Genomic DNA, 17,961 nt, shown 5'->3' on the forward strand with positions numbered 1-17,961 from the left:
TGAAAATTTAATAAACCAATTAAAATTGTTAATATAGTTATTAATGAAACTGTCCACTTATTGCTATAAGTTTATCCCTCTTTGTTTCTTAATAATTATACTTTGCGATTTAAAAAGTTGGGGGCAACAATCCTATGGTTTAGGCTTTTATAGCCATGAGGTAGTAGCTGATCAACGTACCAGTCTTGATCTTTTCCCGGGGCAGGGATTTTCCCCGGCGCAAAATTTCCGGATGTCATTTGAGATTTCTTTTTTGCCTGATCAGATAGATTATTTCGGCTATATCTTTCGTATTATTGAAAATGGCAACCGTAACATTGATCTCATTTACAACAAAAGGGATATGGTAATCGATGGCCCGGACGTAGACCATGATCACTTTAAATTAGTAGTAGACGGCCGTTTTACCAAAATTGGATTTGATATATCACAAAAACAACTGCTTAGTAAATGGAATAAAGTAATGCTGGAATTTGACGTTGACCAAAATCAGCTGCTGCTTTATGTTAATGGACACAAATACATCGAGCCTAACACCCGACTCAGTAAAAATGCCGTTTATAAACTATGCTTCGGTATTAATAACTATCCTAATTTTAAAACCAACGATACTCCCCCATTCAAGCTCAGAGATATTAAAATTGATGTTGGCAACCAACCTCGCTTTTACTGGCCCTTAAATGAGGCTAAAGGCTATGTAGCACATGATATATTGAGCAAACAACAGGGTGTTATAAATCATCCGCTTTGGGTGAGGGCACTACACCAAAACTGGGCGCAGATAAAAACGGTGAGAGCACAGGGTATGGCCAGCATGGCGTTTAACCCGTTAACCGCCGAAGTATATGTAATAGGCAGCGATTCATTGTGGAGCATATCGGTTAAAAATGGCAAACAAACTGCAACAGCTTACAGCAATGGTCGTTTTAACCTCAAGCCCAGTAATGAGTCGATATATAACGTGTATGACCATAGGTTATATAATTACTATATCGATCACAAAAACGCCACTGTGGCAACTTATAATTTCAATAACCACACTTGGAGCAGGGACGAACCCTATTTTCCCATCATTGATTACTGGCACTCCAATAATTTTTTCTGCGCAGCGGATACCTCCTTATATGTGGTTGCTGGTTATGGACAGCTTACCTATAAAAACAATGTACACCGTTACAATATCCCCACTGGGAAATGGACTGAGGTAAATACCCGGGGAGATAGCTTTTGCCCACGCTACCTGGCCGCCTGTGGTGTTACCGACAGTGGCCGCTATGCTTATTTTTTAGGTGGATATGGCAGTTTAAGCGGTCAGCAAATGTTGAATCCCAGGAATATTTATGACCTGGTTAAATATGATGTAAAAAACAAAACGTTTAAAAGGTTATATAACCTGAAAATTCCCGACGAAGACTTTGCCCTGGCCAACTCCATGATCATTGACGAAAAAGCGCAAACCTTTACTGCATTGGCATTTTCAAATCATAAATATAACGCTTATCTGCAACTGATGATCGGTTCATTAAACCATCCTTCCTACCATACTATCGGCAGTAAGATACCGTTCAGTTTTTTTGATACGCATGCTTTTGCCAATTTATATTATAGCAATGTAACTCAACAATTTGTTGCCGTGACATTGTCCCGATCGGCCGATAATATATCAACCGTAAATGTTTTTACGCTATCAAGCCCTCCGGATGCTCAACCGCCAGCCATGGCTCTGCCAGCAAATAAATCAGGTGTCAAATATTATATAATAGCATTATTATTGGCCCTTATCGCAGCAGCAGGCTTTGTTTATTACAAACGACGCAGATCTGTAATACAAACAGATGTTTCGAAAACAACCGGAAACATTTATTCAAAAGAACCTCTATTACCCACGGAACAGGGACAAGAAGTTATAGCAACAGCAAATACTACCCCACCCCGGCAAAGAACCATTTTACTGTTTGGCGACCTAAAACTTTATACGCTTAAAGGTGATGACATTACGGGGCAGTTCACTTCTCTGATCAAAGAGCTTTTTTTGATTATTTTGATTTATAGCTTAAGATCCGGACGGGGTATAAGCCCTGAGAAACTGATCGAGCTTCTTTGGTTTGATAAGTCAGAAACAAGTGCTAAAAATAATCGCTCAGCTAATTTATCCAAGCTCCGTAGCCTGCTGAACCAAATGGAGCATGTACATCTGTCAAAAGAAACCGGCAATTGGAAAATAGAAATTGATTTTAAAGAAGTTTATGTAGATTATCATAACTACTTGCAGTTAATGGTTAATCATAAACCGATAGATCAGGAAAAAATAGCAGCCCTGACAGAAATTACACGACGCGGCAGCTTTTTGCCCAGCGCTGACTATCCATGGCTTGACCAGATCAAATCTGACATATCTAACGAAATCATCGATATCCTGCTGCAATATGCCAGCCAGATCAACCTGGAAGAGGACCCAGAAGTGCTAATCAAACTGGCTAACTGCATATTTAACTTTGACCTGGTGAATGAAGAAGCGATGACCATGAAGTGCAAGGCCTTATCATTTCTGGGTAAACATTCATTGGCTAAATCTACCTTCCAAACTTTTAATAAGGAATACTTAGCGCTATATGGAGAAGAGTTTAAGAAGGATTTTCATTCAGTTGTGACGTAGCAAAAATCCAGAGCAATTTCGCCTGGATGAACAACAAGTTACGCAGGTCCCGAAACTTGTCAATCGTTTTTTGGTCTGTACTGATGCTAGCCAATGTTCAGAAAAAGATTTATTTTCCTTTCAGATCCTCATCAATAACACAGTCCTGTTTGATACCTCTTCTAGCTTATCAAACAGGACTGTAATTATTCTCGCGGGTAGAAACCCATCAATTAACCAGCTACCATCCCGGGTTTTGTTTTATATTAGGATTCAATGAGATTTCCTGTGTTGGAATTGGCAGTAAATACATTTTATCGTTCCAGGTACGATTGGTTATACTTGGATAAAGCCTGATGTAATTATTGGCATCTACCACAATATTACTTACCTGCTGAGCCGGATATTGTGCCCGCAAAGCCGCAGTTAATTTCATGCCCAAAATGGTATTAGGGTTGTTGATCAGCGTACCAGCGTGCCACCTTTTGATATCATCAAAACGAAAGCCTTCCGAACCTAATTCAATACGACGTTCCCTGCGGATCTCGTCTATCAACACAGGCAGCCCCGGAAAATTTGATTTAGGGTCTTTAACCAGGCTGGCTATAATCATGTGCGGCATACCTACCCTATCCCGCAATTTATTGATAGTGTTATCAATAACGGTTTGTGTAGCCTGCCCCAATTCAGCTTTAGCCTCAGCCTCTATCAACAGCACTTCGGCATAACGAAAAATAAAGAAGTCATAGGTAGATGCGTTAGCGTTCCAGGCTGCCAGACTGTTTGAGCGGCCTTTAATGGGCTGATAGCCCGTTGAAGTAACCGTTGTACCGATGCGTGGCAGGGTAATTAGGTCACCAGCTAAAAAATCAAAGCCACGTGTAGCTATCTGCTGTTTGTAACGAGGATCCCGATTGGTAGCTTCATCATCGGGGGTGTCATCACCTTTATACAACGGGCTTAAAGAAGTAGGCAAACCATCGGAACATAAAATAGAGTTCACAAAATCCTTACTATAACCATCCCCAGCTTCACCCAATGATCTGTCAATGCCATTCATTAAAACGCTCGACAAATATCGCATCGGTAATATAGCTTCGGAATTACCTTTTAGTTCATCCTGAATAAACAGGTTATAGTAATCAGACTGTGGATTACCTGTAGTATATAGTTTGTACAAGCCAGAGTTCATGATCTGCTCTGCAGCGTCGCTGGCCGCCTGCAGGTAAGTAGTTTCATCTCCCACACCAAAATATTTCCTGTAGGTGCCTTCCCATAAGCAAACGCGAGCTTTGAGGGCCAGGGCCGCATATTTACCCAACCGACCATCGGCAGGGCTTACCGGCAGGTTGTTCACCGCGAAGTTAATATCCTTCAGTACAGAGTCCATCACCTGCTTATGCGGCATTCTTGGGCCATACAGTACCGATTTTGAAGAATCCACAATATAGTGGTTCACATAGGACACATCACCAAAAGCTTTCACTTTTTTCCAGAAATCATTGGCCCTGAAAAACAAGGTTTCACCCACATAGATATTTTTGGTAGCATCGGGAATATTAGCTTTTTGATAATTGGCCAGGAAAAAGTTACAAGCCCTGATAAGCGCAAAATCCCAGTCGGTACCTGATTGATTGACATTTACAGTACTGCTATTGATTACTGTACCTGGCGTATTTGAATTAAAATCTAAAGTAGTACCATTCGAATAATTATGAGTAGCCGCACTGGGAACAGTATAACTACCCGCTAAAAACTGATTGATAGTGGCATTAGCCTTATCATCAGAATTGTCATCAGCCTTCAAAAAGTTTTGCAAAGTTAATGCCGAATAATACTGATTGCAATACAGTTGCAGGTCGGTTTCATTTTTAAAGAAATTAGCCGGGACGATATCGCTTAAAGGTGTCCTGTTCAGGAAGCTTTCCCTTTTGCATGATGCAACGATAGTTAATGTTGCACAGGCTATATATAGGATATATTTATTTTTCATTGTTGTAATTTTTAACATCGGTTAAATACCCATTTAATTGATATGCTTTTGATTAAAACGTGGCTTGCACTCCAAATGACAATGATTTGTTAAGCGGATAGGTGCCAAAATTTGCAGCCGTCTCTGGATCATAGCTTTTGTTAAGAGATGTAATGGTGAATAAATTGGCACCCGTTACATACACTCTTAATTTTTGCAGTTTGATGTTTTTTACTACCGATGAAGGCAGACTATATCCTAATGTTAGCTGTTTAACCCTCGCATAACCTGCATTCAATATATACTTATCCTGAGCCTGTTCATTACCACCACCTGCAAACCGGATACGCGGATAATAAGCGTTGGTGTTGGTTGGTGTCCAGTAGTTAGTAGTCATTTGCGATGGAATGCTGTACTCATCGTCCCTGAACGCGTAAAACACATATTCATTAGGGTAAAAATCTTGTTTTAATACTCCTTGTATAAAGGTGGCAAAATCAAAGTTTTTGTATGACAGGTTTAAGTTGAAACCGAATTTGTAATGAGGTGTTGTATTACCGATCAGCTTTTTATCGCCCATGTTACCAAGAGTGTTATCACCATAATTGATCTTACCGTCGCCGTTCAGGTCTTTATATTTGATATCACCGGCAAGCCATTTATAACCAGCCAGAGCTGAGTTATCAACCGCAGCGGCTTCGGCGTCGGTTTTATAAAAACCCTCGTTAACATATCCATAAATATTACCCAGGTCTTGACCTTGTATAAAGTCATTGATGCTGTTGGTTGGGTTACCGCTATACTTAGTTACACGGGTATTGGATGTATTTGACAACCCCAGGGTAATGCTGTATTTTAATTCATTGATGCGGTCATTCCAGTTTAAGCTGAACTCCCAGCCATGAGAAGCCACATTAGCCGAGTTGCTTGGCGGTACAGGTGCACCTAATGTTGACGGCAGTTGCTGACCCGGTACCAGAATATCCTTAATATTGGTAATAAAATAATCAAACGAGCCGTTTAGTTTGCTGTTGAACAAGGCATAATCCAAGCCTATATTTTTGGTTTGAACTTTTTCCCAGGTAAATGATGAGCTTACCAGGCCTGGCGAAGCTACCATGATACCCTGCTGACCATTTAATAGGTAATTTACCAAGCCTGTTTGCTGCACCGCAATGTAAGGGTATTGATAGGCCGATGAAGCTACAGAACTGGCCAGCATGTTTAACATTTGACCAGTTGAACCTGTTCCAGGCACCAACTGGTTAGGCAGCTGACCATAAGAGGCTCTTATTTTTAACTGGTTAAGCGTACCCTTGATGCCTTCCATAAATGATTCTTCTGCTACGTTCCAGCCTACTGATGCTGATGGTGAGAAAGAATAACGGCTGTTGGGCTGAAAGCGCGAAGTACCGTCATAGCGGGCGTTGATCTCTACCAGGTATTTATTGTCATAAATATAGTTCAACCTTGAAAAGGTACCTACCAGGGCGTATTCGGTTTCAACACTGCCCACCTGTGGTTGGGCGTCATTATTAATGCCTGATGCCGGCAAATTAGGGTCTATCAGGTTTTTAACCAGTGTACTGCCCAGCATATAGTGCTGATATTCCTGGTTATAACCTACCAGTGCTTTAAAGTAATGTTTGCCAAAAGTATTCTCATATGTGGCAAAGGCATTTAAAGCATTGTAGTTGTTGTTTGTTTTATTTTCAATTACCTGCGATGGGTTTGTCCATGGGTATATATCCAGGAATGCGCCATTCACACCGTACTCATTAAATGGTATCAGGTTAGCCTTGCGGTTATCATTCAGCGCGTTCCAGGTGTAATCAACATTTACAGATACATGATCTATCGGTCTGATCACCACACGACCCGTTGTCCAGAAATCATTTTGCGAATCAATATCTCTTCCTGAAAGCGCGTTAACGGCCAGTGGGTTGGTATAATTACCCTGACCGGCAAAATTGCCATCGGGATTGTAAACCGGCATTACCGGCGGTATATTAGAATATAACCATGCACCTCCCTGATTGATGCGTGTTGCAGCTGGCTGGTTGTTATCGGTATGCGTCATGCTCATGTTTAAACCCAGCGTTAACCACTTGGCCACATCTGAGTTCACCTTTAAGGTGGGTGTATAACGCTCGTAAACCTGGTTGGCTGATTTTTCCAAACCATCCTGACGGAAATAACCTAAACTCGTTAAGAAAGTAGTTTTGCCTTCGCCACCAGAAACAGAAACGTTATGCTGCTGCTGCGGGGCCCAACCCGGATATAATACCTTTGTCCAGTCGGTATTGCCTACATAGCGATATCTTTTAGGATTTGCCGGATCCGGATAACCGGTGGGGTTATTAGCCGGATCATTAAAATAAGCCGCAGCCATAGTAGAGTCTTGTTCAGAAAAAGGGGTGGTTGAATATCCTCCACTTTTTAACCCTGTCCTGTTGGCCTCGTTAAACATCTTGATATAATCCATGGAGTTTACCTGCTGCACCAATCGTGTAGGTCTTGAAATAGTGTATGAGCCTGAGTAACTAACCCGGGTTGGCCCTGCTTTGCCTGTTTTGGTGGTAATTAAAATAACACCATTAGCCGCCCTACCACCATAAATGGCCGCGGACGCGGCATCTTTTAATACGGTTACGCTGGCCACATCATTCGGATCAATCAGGTTAGGATCACGGGCCACACCATCAACCAACACTAAAGGGGTTGTACTTACGGGCTGTGATGATAAATCAAGTGTAGTACCGCCGCGTACATTAAAGGTAGCCGCTGTACCGGGTTGACCGCCACCCAAACTTACGTTTAGGTTGGGGATAAGGCCCTGTAATCCGTCGCCCAGATTTACTATTGGGCGATTCTCTAATTTATCACTATTAACCGTAGCGATAGAGCCGGTTAGGTTCACTTTCTTTTGAGTACCATAACCAACCACGACCACTTCGCTAAGTTTGCCAAGGTCGGTCTGCACATGTACTACCATCTGTCCGGAACTTACCGGCAGCTCTACAGTGGTAAACCCGATATAAGAAAACACAAGGATCGCTTTGTTATCAGGCACATCGAGTTTAAATTTACCGTCAACGTCTGTAATAACTGCGCCGTTTCCCCCTTTTATCTTTATAGTTACGCCAGGTAAAGGATTGTTCTTTTCGTCAAAAACCTGACCGCTTACCGGGACTGGGGCAACAGCTGCTGCCTGAGCAGTTGCCTGTACCGCGTCTTTTTCCTGCAAAAGAATGGTATTGTTAACCAGTTTATAAGTTAACTGCAAGTTTTTCAGGCAGGTGTTTAACACATCCTCTAATGAAGCATCTTTCACAGTAATGGATACATTTTTATTACGAACGTCTTTAGAGTCGTAAAAGAAAACATAACCCGTTTGTTGATTAATGCTTTTCAATACCTTTTTTAAGGGGGTATTGATCTCATTAAGACTTATCTTTTGACTAAATGCACTGGCGCTGCATTGCAAAAGTCCTAAGAACATAATTACGGTGGTCAATTTCATAACCAGGAGAGTTTTTTTTAGCAGCCGCTGTCTGTAAGCGGCTATAGAAAAAGCATTTAAATTCATACTTTTGATGAGTTTGGGTTAATACTGATTAAGCTTCGCAAAGTTTTTTATCCCTAACGGGGATGGGTTAGCTCAAATGTCTTTCGTACCCCGATTGCAGTCGGGGTACGTTTTTTTGAACACCCTTGATTTGAGGTGAGTCTGTTAAGACTGAGGTAGTATTTTTCTTTCCATTTTTAATTAATTAGGTGATTATTTAGTGTGTTGGTATTATGGTGTTATCACTATGGTTTTCCCATCAATCCGATAGTGTATTTTCTTAAAGCTCAAAATGTCCAGGATCTGCCTGGCGGTAACGTTTCTTGAAATTTCTCCGGTAAACTGTCTTTGTGGAATTTCGCCTTCGTATTTTACCTCCATATCGTACCATCTGGTAAGCTGCCGCATCACATTATCGATATCGGCATCTTTAAAATTAAAAAAACCATTTTTCCAGGCCACAGCTTCATCTGTATCAACATTCTCAATGGTTATTTTACCGCTTTTTAGTTGGGCCTGCTCTCCTGGTTTAATCATTTTACTATTAATACCGGTCACTATACGCACACTACCCTGGAGCAAGGTTGTTTTTACAACCTGTTCATTATCATAAGAGTTGATATTGAAATGTGTACCCAACACTTCAACAACCTGCCCATTGGAAACTACTTTAAATGGCCGGTTCTGATCATGAACCACCTCAAAATAAGCCTCACCAGTTAGTTCAACCTTGCGTTCCTTATCGGCAAATTCAACCGGGTATTTAACAGACGACGCCGCATTAAGCCAGACCTTTGTTCCATCAGACAGCACCAACTGGTACTGCCCTCCCCGAGGTGTGGTAGCTGTATTAAACAGGTTCTGGTTCTTCTGATGATCTGTAGCTGAGGGCGCTACGTAACTGATCTGTCCATCGGCCGTTTTATCTATAGAGGTGCCGCTTTCATCAGCCAGTTTACCTTTTTTGGCATCCGTAAGCTCAACCCTACTCCCGTTTGATAAGGTCAGGATCGCTTTATTGCCACCCGGGGCAAAATCATGAACCGCAGGGCGGTTAACAGCTATAGATTGTTGAGGTTTTTGATAGTTTTTTAATGCATATATACCGGCTAAAACTACTACAATAAGAGCAGCCGCAGCTGTAAGCCGTACCCATAACCGTACAGAACGAGGATGGCCTATCTGATGCACCAAAGCATCCAGGCTTTCCCGCTGATCATGTTCCAAAACATCATCGGGCAAGTCATCGGCTGTTGTATGGGGTTCCATGTTCAGGTACCAGGTTTCTACCCAGGCCTTTTCTTCTTCAGAAACGTTTCCGGTATTATATCGGCGTAATAAGTCTTCAGCGTCTTTTTTATGCATAATCAAATAAAGGGTAGCAGCCCTGATTATGTTATAGACAACTGATATGCGTTGAGGGAGTAGATGAAACTAAAAAAAAATTGTGAAAAAATTGGCACCTAACTTAACCCTCAAAATTTTGAGAGAATTATTAACCTGTTTTTTTACAGTGAGTGCACTAATATGTAGCTCATCCGCTATTTCCTGATGGGATAAATGTGCGTTTCTGCTCATTTCAAAAATGAGTCGCATTTGAGAAGGTAATTTAGCTACCTCCGCTTCTATGAGTTCAATCAATTGTTTTAACCGGATACTCTCGTCGGGTTCTGGTACATGCTCATGGTCAATAAATTTTTGAAGCGAAGTGATGTAATCCGATTTAATTTTATGATGCTTATGAACATTTAATACTCTGTTTCTTACGGCGGTATAAAGGTATGCCGGTAAATTGGTATTTAAGCTCAAATCATTCTTACTGTTCCAAACAGACGAAAAAAGCTCCTGTAAAATATCTTTAACCTCTTCGCGGTCTGGCAATCGGTTGTAAGCGTGTCTGTATAATATACCGTAATATCGCTTATGTATCTCAGAAAAGGCAGTCACATCCCCCTTCTTTAGCAAGTGGATCAATTCTGTATCAGAAAAAAACTCGTAAGAACTCATTGGACTACCTAAACACAATTGGTGTTAAATAAACAATAATAAGTATTTTTTTTCTATACATTATCAAATTGTAAATTCTTATCAATGAAATTTAAGCAATTTGTATCAATTGCTTATCAACCAATAGTCTTACTATCTGTCACTTACCCAGCTATAGATACAGATAGACCTCAGTTACTTCCGGTTAAGAAATCCATCGGAATCCATTAACGGAAATATCCGCAAACGTAAATTGTAAAATAATTTCATCATAAGATTTGATTTATAAATTCTTTTCTTACATTTGACTGTACTACTTAACTAATACACTAAAACAATGATTCAAATAAACAATTTGAATTTCAGTTATGACCGCAAACGCCCTTTGTTTAAGGACCTTAGCCTTAACCTTAGTGCCGGTCATATTTATGGACTGCTCGGAAAAAACGGGGCAGGTAAATCAACCTTACTAAAAAACATTGCAGGATTGGCATTTCCCGCGTCGGGCAAATGCATGATCAATGGTGTGGAAAGTGCAAAAAGATCTGTGTCTGTTTTACAGGAGCTTTATTTTATTGCTGAAGAGGTTCATGTACCTGTGCTAACACCTGCGCAATTCCTTAAGCGTACAGCCGGCTTTTATCCCAAATTCAGCACCATTGATTTTTATGGTTATCTGAAAACTTTGGATATTGACGATGCTTTACCGATGAGCAAAATGTCATACGGGCAACAAAAGAAAACAGTTATAGCTTTCGGACTGGCCACCAATACAGGTGCACTTATCATGGATGAACCCACCAACGGCCTCGATATCCCGTCGAAAGTGCAATTCAGAAAACTGATAGCATCTGTATTGAATGATGACAGATGTATTGTAATATCAACCCACCAGGTACGCGATCTGGACAGCCTTATTGATACCGTATTGATACTGGACGATCACCGGATAGTGATTGAACAATCAGTTGATGAGCTTACCGAAAAATTAGTTTTTGGTGTGTTTAACGATACTGATGGTTTGCCTGTATTGTATGAAGAAGACTCATTTAAAGGCAAATATGCCATATTAGAAAACACCGCCGGTAAGTTCAGCAAAATGGATCTTGAGCTGCTTTTTAATGCTGCTACAAGCGGTAATACTAAATTATTAAATACCCTAAAGCCGTCTGCATATCATGAATAATTTTTTCAGCTTTAATCGTTTTTTGCGACTACTCATTAAACACAGCGCCGAGCATTATCGAACTTATTTAATGTCAATTGGTGTTTTGGCCGGTGTAATGGTATTAGGCGGCTCATTTATATTTTACATGATTCCCGGACCTATGGATGCCGGCTTTCAAACCGCGTTGTTTGCTATACTGATGCTCATTGCCGGCAGTGTTTTCACCAGTACTATTTTTGCCGATATGGGCGATAAAAGAAAAGCCATACCCGCTTTAAGTCTGCCTGCGTCTACATTTGAAAAATACCTGGTAGGCTGGTTTTACTCCTACCCCTTGTTCATGATCGTATATACAGCTGTATTTTATATTGTTCTGCTTGGCCTCATCAGCATAAAACACTGGCCCGGGCATAACAGCGAGGTATTCAGCATTTTTCAGGACAGATTTTCGATATTAATTATTCTTTTTTCGCTGCTGCACGCTATTAGCATGTATGGCGCAATCGTTTTTGAAAAACTGCATTTTATTAAAATTGCCTTTTGCTTTTTTGTAAGCTATGCCTTTCTTATCATCTGTAATACGTTCTTTTTGCGATCCATTATGGGGCGTAATATATTCCCGGCTACACCGTTCGGCTTCCTGAATTTTACGGAGGGCCATAACTTTTACTCTCTTAGCGTCGGTTACGAACAAACGCTTTGGATTTTTGCATCCTTATCGATAGTGATATTGCTATTCTGGATAGCTACTTATTTCAGGCTTAAGGAAAAACAGGTTTAAAGGAACACGAAATGGAATTTAAGGATAACGAAGCGATATACCTCCAGATAGCTGCTTTTGTGTGCGATCAGATCTTGATGGGCAAATGGCCCGCCGATCAGAAAATACCATCGGTGCGCGATATGGCTGTTGAACTGGAAGTAAACCCTAACACGGTTATGCGTTCATACGAGTTTTTGCAGGGCCTGGAAATAGTTTACAATAAACGCGGACTTGGTTTGTTTGTTGCCACCGATGGCTTTGTTAAAGTTAAAGCGTATCGTAAAGAGAGTTTTGTACGCCAGAACCTGCCGGAGCTATTTAAGAACATGTACCTGCTTGATATTTCAATAAGAGAGATTAGCGAGCAATACACACAATTTCAAAACAACCAGGCCGCCATAACACCTAAACATAATCAGGATGAAAACAAGTAATAAATTTTTAACAGCCGCCATAATCCTGCTCCTGCTATCTGTTGTCTTATACGATTTTCAGCTCAGGGCCGAATATAAAAAGGGAGATTTCAGAAATCCATATGGCAACTTTATCAAGTTAAATTTAAGTGGCTTTAAGGTGATCAACCTTAAATCATCTACCGCTATAAACATGATAGTTGTGAAAGGACCTTTTAAGGTACTTGCCGATCCGGATGCTATTGAATATGCTAAAATAAACCAGCATGGGGATACCCTAAATGTGGAAGCCCGTTTCAAATCCAACTATCACAATGTACGCTCCTCGTATATTATGCATGTTTCATGTCCTGAGCTCCATGCATTTATTGCGGATGCCCGTTATACAGCAGGCGAAAACCAGGTGATAGATACACTTGCTGCTGAGGATTTTAAATGGCGTTCAACTATTATAAGCGGGTTTACGAGCAACCATTTAAAAATAACGCAGGATCATGCCAGTAACATCCTACTCCAAAATAATAGCATAGGTACCCTAGATGCCGTAACGGGTATAACTAATGGCAGTGCATCAAATCTTACCCTCGGTAAGGGTAATCATATCGGCAAGGCTCAGCTTGATATCAGGAACAAGAGTCGTTTATGGATCAGGGAGGCTGGCGATACGCAATTCAATTACCATATAGCCGATAGTGCCAAACTTATTGTAAATGGCGCATCGCAAAATATTTTAAAACTTAAACAGCCATGAAATTAATTATCGATTCTCTTTCAAAAACCTATGCCAATGGTGTGCACGCGTTAAAAAACGTATCGCTCACATTATCAAATGGCATGTTTGGTTTGCTTGGGCCTAACGGAGCAGGTAAATCATCACTGATGCGTACCATAGCAACTTTACAGGAGGCTGATTCAGGAAGTGTGTTTCTTGACGACCTCAATGTATTGAAAAACAAAACGCAGGTGCGGCAGTTGCTGGGGTATTTACCACAGGAGTTTGGCGTTTATCCAAAAATATCGGCCGAGCGTATGCTAGATCATATAGCTCAGCTAAAGGGTGTGGGCAATCATGCCGAACGAAAAGACCTGGTACAGGGCTTGCTTGAAAAAGTTAACCTGTTCAAAGATCGTAAAAAACACCTCGGCACATATTCCGGCGGGATGAAGCAGCGCTTTGGCATAGCGCAGGCACTTATTGGCGATCCCAAACTTATTATCGTCGATGAACCCACAGCAGGGCTTGACCCGGCCGAACGTAATCGCTTTTACAACTTATTGAGCCAACTGGGCGAAAATACCATCGTTATCCTATCAACCCATATTGTGGAGGATGTAAGCACACTTTGCGCCAACTTTGCCATTATTTGCCAGGGTGAAGTACTTTACGCCGGCGACCCTGAAACTGCGGTAAATGAATTGAACGGAAAGATCTATTCCAAAGCGATCGATCGCTCGGAGATCAAATATTACCGTGATGTTTATAATGTGATATCTACCCAACTTAAAACGGGCAAGCTCCATATCAGGATATTACAGGAAACCGGACTACAGGATGGCTTTGTTCCCGCCACCCCCAATCTCGAAGATGTGTACTTCAGCAACATCGCCAAACGGGTTGATGTAAATACCATGTAAACACTAAAAAAACAACAACTTATGTTCTTGAAAATATTTCTGTTCGAGATCCAGAATAGGGTCCGCAGGCCAGCCTTTTACCTGTATTTTTCCGCAGTATTGCTTTTTACCGTGTTCGCATTTTCTACAGGCGCTTTGCCGGTAGCCGAAAAGGAGCACATCAATTCGCCTTTTTTAATAACGTTTTGGTGCGCGGGTATCACCATGATGATGATGCTTATCAGCTCGTCGGTTATGGGTTCGGCAATTTACCGCGATATTGAATATCAAACCAAAGATTATTACCTCACCTACCCTATTACCAAGCCTGGCTATTTCTGGGGCAGATACCTGGGTTCGTTTGTTTTTATGCTCGTTATAGCGCTGGCTATTTTACTCGGCATATATCTCGGCACCATGATAGGCCCACTTATTGGTAAAACAGATCGCGCTCAATATGGGCCAAACCACCTGTTATATTACTTATATCCATTTTTCACCATCGCGTTACCAAACCTGTTCTTTACCTCATCTTTGTTCTTCGGCCTGGTAGCCATAACCCGTAATGTGAAGGTGATCTATTTTGGCGGTATCCTTTTGTTCCTGTTTTATTTTATCGCCCTATTCTTCCTCAACCATACAAACAATACAACGGTTATCGGCATATCTGATCCATTTGGAATGAACGGCATTCGGTATCAAATGAACAATGCTACAGCCACCGAACAAAACAATAACCTGATCCTGATCAGCGGTCCTATGGCCATTAACAGGATCATTTGGCCGGGGCTTGGACTTGTCATCCTGCTGTTTACCTACGTCCGCTTTAATTTTGAAAAATTCTTTAGCGGCAAGCGCGATAAGGCAACCATAGATGATATAAATGCAAAGGCAACCAATAAGGCTATTAAAATACCTGCGGTGAGTTTCACGGGCAAATATGAACGGCGGGTTTTATCAAACCTTGTAAAGCTGGAGCTGTTAAACATCATCCGCGATAATTACTTCTGGATCATTGTAGGTAGCGGCAGTATCTTTCTGGGCTTTGTATTTTGGCTGGGCGAAAGAAATTATGGCATACCCGATCTGCCGCGAACCGTAATGCTCTTAAGTATCTTTAATGATGCTTTCCCGTTCTTCATCTTCTTTATTATCATGTTTTACACCGGCGAAACGCTGCAGCGTGACCGGCTTACCCGTTATGCCTTTATCAACGATTCGTTACCACCACCAAACTGGGTATTAAACGGTTCAAAACTGATCCCTTTACTCGTTATTGGCGCCGGTCTATCGTTTATCCCCTTAGTTATCGGCGTAATTGTACAGCTTACCAAAGGGTATACGGCGCTGCATTTAGGTATATATTTTAGTTATATTTTCATTATCCTGTTACCAAAGCTACTACTGATCGTTGTATTTTGTTACCTGGTACATGTAATCATCAACAATAAATTTGCTGCTTACGCGGTAGGCGTCACTTTATGGATAGGTTTTTTCTTTCTGGAACTTACCGGCATGTTCAATTACCATTTATTGCTGTACTCCTACACACCAAACACAGGCATTTCGGATATGGACGGTATAGGCCACATGGTTGGGCCGATAAGCTGGTTTAACCTATACTGGCTTTTAGGGGGTGGGATACTCATCATTGTGGCTGCATTGTTTTATTACCGTGGTGTAAGCTCATCATTTAAAGAACGCTTGCAGTTGATACCTGAACGGTTCGATAAAAAAACGAAGCTATTTGCAGCGGTACTCATTCCCTTGTTTTTAATTGCAGGCGCATATATCTATTATAATGTGAGCTACCTTAATAATTATTTAAGCAAAGACGAGCAGGAAGATCGTGCTATTATTTATGAAAAAGCCTTAAAAAAATATCAGTCACTGCCATTGCCCAAAGTAACCCGCATAAAAATGAAAGTTGATATTTTCCCGGATAAACAGCAGGAATTTGTAAACGCCCAGGTCACTATAACAAACAAAACAGATAAGTCCATTTCAAAAATGCTGCTTGATGCCGATGGCCTGAATTATTCCCTAGCTGTTAATGGAAAACCAATTCCGTTCACTAATCCGCTATTTTATTCGCGGGGATTTTTTAATTTATTCAGGGCAAAGCAGGATACAGCCGATTTTAGATTATACCAATTGAGGCAGCCGCTTGCACCTGGGGATTCGGCCGTTTTGGAGGTTAATTCATCGGTAACCCATACCGGCTTCACCAACGGACTCTATTCAGTTAACCTGTTGCATAATGGCACCTTCTTTACAGGCGGCCTGCCTGGTTTGGGCTATGACGACGATGATGAGGTTGGTAGCCCATACGTTCGTAAAAAAGCAGGTTTACCACCCAAAACAGCAGAAAGCGAAATACCTCAAAACGATCCAATTGGTATTAAAACCCTGAAAGCCGGAAAATCTGCTGACCTGCTAAGTCTTGATGTTACGGTAAGCACTTCTGATGACCAATCTGTTGTAACTCACGGCCAGCTGGTAAAACAATGGAAACAGAACGGTCGCAACTATTTTCATTACATCCAGGACAAGCCGGGTATGTACGTGCCTTTCGGTATTATTTCGGCCCGGTTTGCCGATACCCGTGATAGTATCATGCTCGACCATAAAATATATATTGACGTTTATCATCACCCGGAACATAATGAAAATACCGCCCGCTTTATAGACGCTTATAAAGAAGGGCTTAAATATTATAGTTCCGTTTATGGGCCATATCCATTCAAAAACATCAGGCTTGCGGAAACCTCTACTTATGGTCCGCGTGAATCTTCAACTACCACACTTGATACCTATGCCGAGTATAATAGCTGGAACGCGCATTTCACTAATCCAAATGAGTTTGATTACCTGCACTTTACCACTACTCGTAATCTTGCCCAACAGTGGTGGCGTTTCCAGGTAGCCCCAAACAACACAGTAGGCTCATTAGTGATACCCGAAGGCCTTGCCAATTACGATGCATTGGTAATGGCTGAGAAAAAATATGGAAAAGCCAACATGCGGGCCATAGTGCTCGACCAGTTATGGTATTACCTCTTTGTAAGGCGCCGGCTGGAAGAACGGGAGCACCCGCTGATTAGGGCCAATCAATGGTTTGAATGGAGCGGCAAGGCAAGTGTGGCCATGTACGGCTTATGCAATCTCATTGGCGAAGACAGCCTGAATAATGCCCTCCGTGAGTTTAAAAACGCTTATGCATTTAAAAGTCAGCCGCCTTTTGCAGGCGCGAATAACCTTTACCATTACCTGCAAAAACATGTTCCGGATTCTTTGCAGTATTACATGGCCGATACCTGGCAAAAGGTGACGCTTTATGACAGCAAGGTTAACACCGTAACAGCTACAAAAATAGCTGGTAAAAACGAGTATAAAGTAACCCTGAAAGTAAATATCAACAAAGTTTGGATAGATAGCAAAGGTAACGACGTGCCTGCATTAAAGATGAATGATTACATCGATATTGGGATCTTCGCCGCAGATACAAAGGATAAAAACGGACGGAATCGCGCCAACCTGCTCTATCTCCAGAAATATAAATTAACCCGGGGCGAGCACCAATTGACCATTATAATTAAAGGCAAGCCAAACGCCGTTGGAGTTGACCCATTTGGTACGCTGATAGACAGAAACCCAAATGATAATATGAAGACAATTGACCAAGTTAACTAACGTGATTGCCAGGTGAAGGCATGTAATTGTGTTCTTCCCTGGCACTTTTGAGTTCGGTCCTCGCTTGTATGCCTGAACACGGCACAAAAATGCGTTCCGTATCTCACCCCGGAACGCACCACATTAATGTGTGTCAACTAAACCTCAGA

At 41.5% G+C, this 17,961-nt stretch carries 11 protein-coding genes; 7 read left to right on the forward strand and 4 right to left on the reverse strand.

Going from position 1 to position 17,961, the window contains the following annotated elements; translation table 11 throughout:
• Nucleotides 1–43 precede the first annotated feature (43 nt).
• Entirely contained in the window at nt 44–2,656 is a 2,613-nt protein-coding gene (locus tag AC57BQ_RS11420) for a galactose oxidase (RefSeq protein WP_496406405.1), read from the forward strand.
• 220 nt (nt 2,657–2,876) lie between these two features.
• Here AC57BQ_RS11420 and AC57BQ_RS11425 read toward each other — a convergent pair whose 3' ends face one another.
• The 4 genes from AC57BQ_RS11425 to AC57BQ_RS11440 form a co-directional block, all read right to left on the reverse strand.
• Nucleotides 2,877–4,628 (reverse strand): RagB/SusD family nutrient uptake outer membrane protein, encoded by a 1,752-nt coding sequence (locus AC57BQ_RS11425; protein ID WP_496406406.1) that lies wholly within the window; start codon nt 4,626–4,628, stop codon nt 2,877–2,879.
• A gap of 52 nt (nt 4,629–4,680) precedes the next feature.
• Nucleotides 4,681–8,130 carry a TonB-dependent receptor gene (locus AC57BQ_RS11430; protein ID WP_496406407.1) on the reverse strand — a complete coding sequence of 1,150 codons (3,450 nt, stop codon included), beginning with the start codon at nt 8,128–8,130 and terminating at the stop codon, nt 4,681–4,683.
• A gap of 276 nt (nt 8,131–8,406) precedes the next feature.
• Complete coding sequence (locus AC57BQ_RS11435; RefSeq protein WP_496406408.1) at nt 8,407–9,540, reverse strand: FecR family protein; 1,134 nt, start codon at nt 9,538–9,540, stop codon at nt 8,407–8,409.
• Nucleotides 9,541–9,609: 69 nt separating this feature from the next.
• Complete coding sequence (locus tag AC57BQ_RS11440) at nt 9,610–10,182, reverse strand: RNA polymerase sigma-70 factor (protein WP_496406409.1); 573 nt, start codon at nt 10,180–10,182, stop codon at nt 9,610–9,612.
• Between the two features lie 316 nt (nt 10,183–10,498).
• Here AC57BQ_RS11440 and AC57BQ_RS11445 point away from each other — a divergent pair, with 316 nt between their 5' ends.
• From AC57BQ_RS11445 to AC57BQ_RS11470, 6 genes are read left to right on the forward strand one after another with little or no spacing between them, the layout of a single operon-like run.
• Entirely contained in the window at nt 10,499–11,347 is an 849-nt protein-coding gene (locus tag AC57BQ_RS11445) for an ABC transporter ATP-binding protein (RefSeq protein WP_496406410.1), read from the forward strand.
• On the forward strand, nt 11,340–12,110 hold the full coding sequence (locus tag AC57BQ_RS11450) for a hypothetical protein (protein WP_496406411.1): 771 nt from the start codon (nt 11,340–11,342) through the stop codon (nt 12,108–12,110). The genes AC57BQ_RS11445 and AC57BQ_RS11450 overlap by 8 nt, the downstream gene beginning before the upstream one ends.
• Before the next feature lie 11 nt (nt 12,111–12,121).
• Nucleotides 12,122–12,526, forward strand: a complete 405-nt coding sequence (locus tag AC57BQ_RS11455) for a GntR family transcriptional regulator (protein WP_496406412.1) — start codon at nt 12,122–12,124, stop codon at nt 12,524–12,526.
• Nucleotides 12,513–13,256, forward strand: a complete 744-nt coding sequence (locus AC57BQ_RS11460) for a hypothetical protein (RefSeq protein ID WP_496406413.1) — start codon at nt 12,513–12,515, stop codon at nt 13,254–13,256. The genes AC57BQ_RS11455 and AC57BQ_RS11460 overlap by 14 nt, the downstream gene beginning before the upstream one ends.
• Entirely contained in the window at nt 13,253–14,140 is an 888-nt protein-coding gene (locus tag AC57BQ_RS11465) for an ABC transporter ATP-binding protein (protein ID WP_090465172.1), read from the forward strand. The genes AC57BQ_RS11460 and AC57BQ_RS11465 overlap by 4 nt, the downstream gene beginning before the upstream one ends.
• Before the next feature lie 21 nt (nt 14,141–14,161).
• Entirely contained in the window at nt 14,162–17,812 is a 3,651-nt protein-coding gene (locus AC57BQ_RS11470) for a hypothetical protein (protein WP_496406414.1), read from the forward strand.
• Nucleotides 17,813–17,961 lie beyond the last annotated feature (149 nt).

The sequence above is a fragment of the Mucilaginibacter sp. BGA-UO-ETr-C110 genome (genome assembly GCF_059567985.1).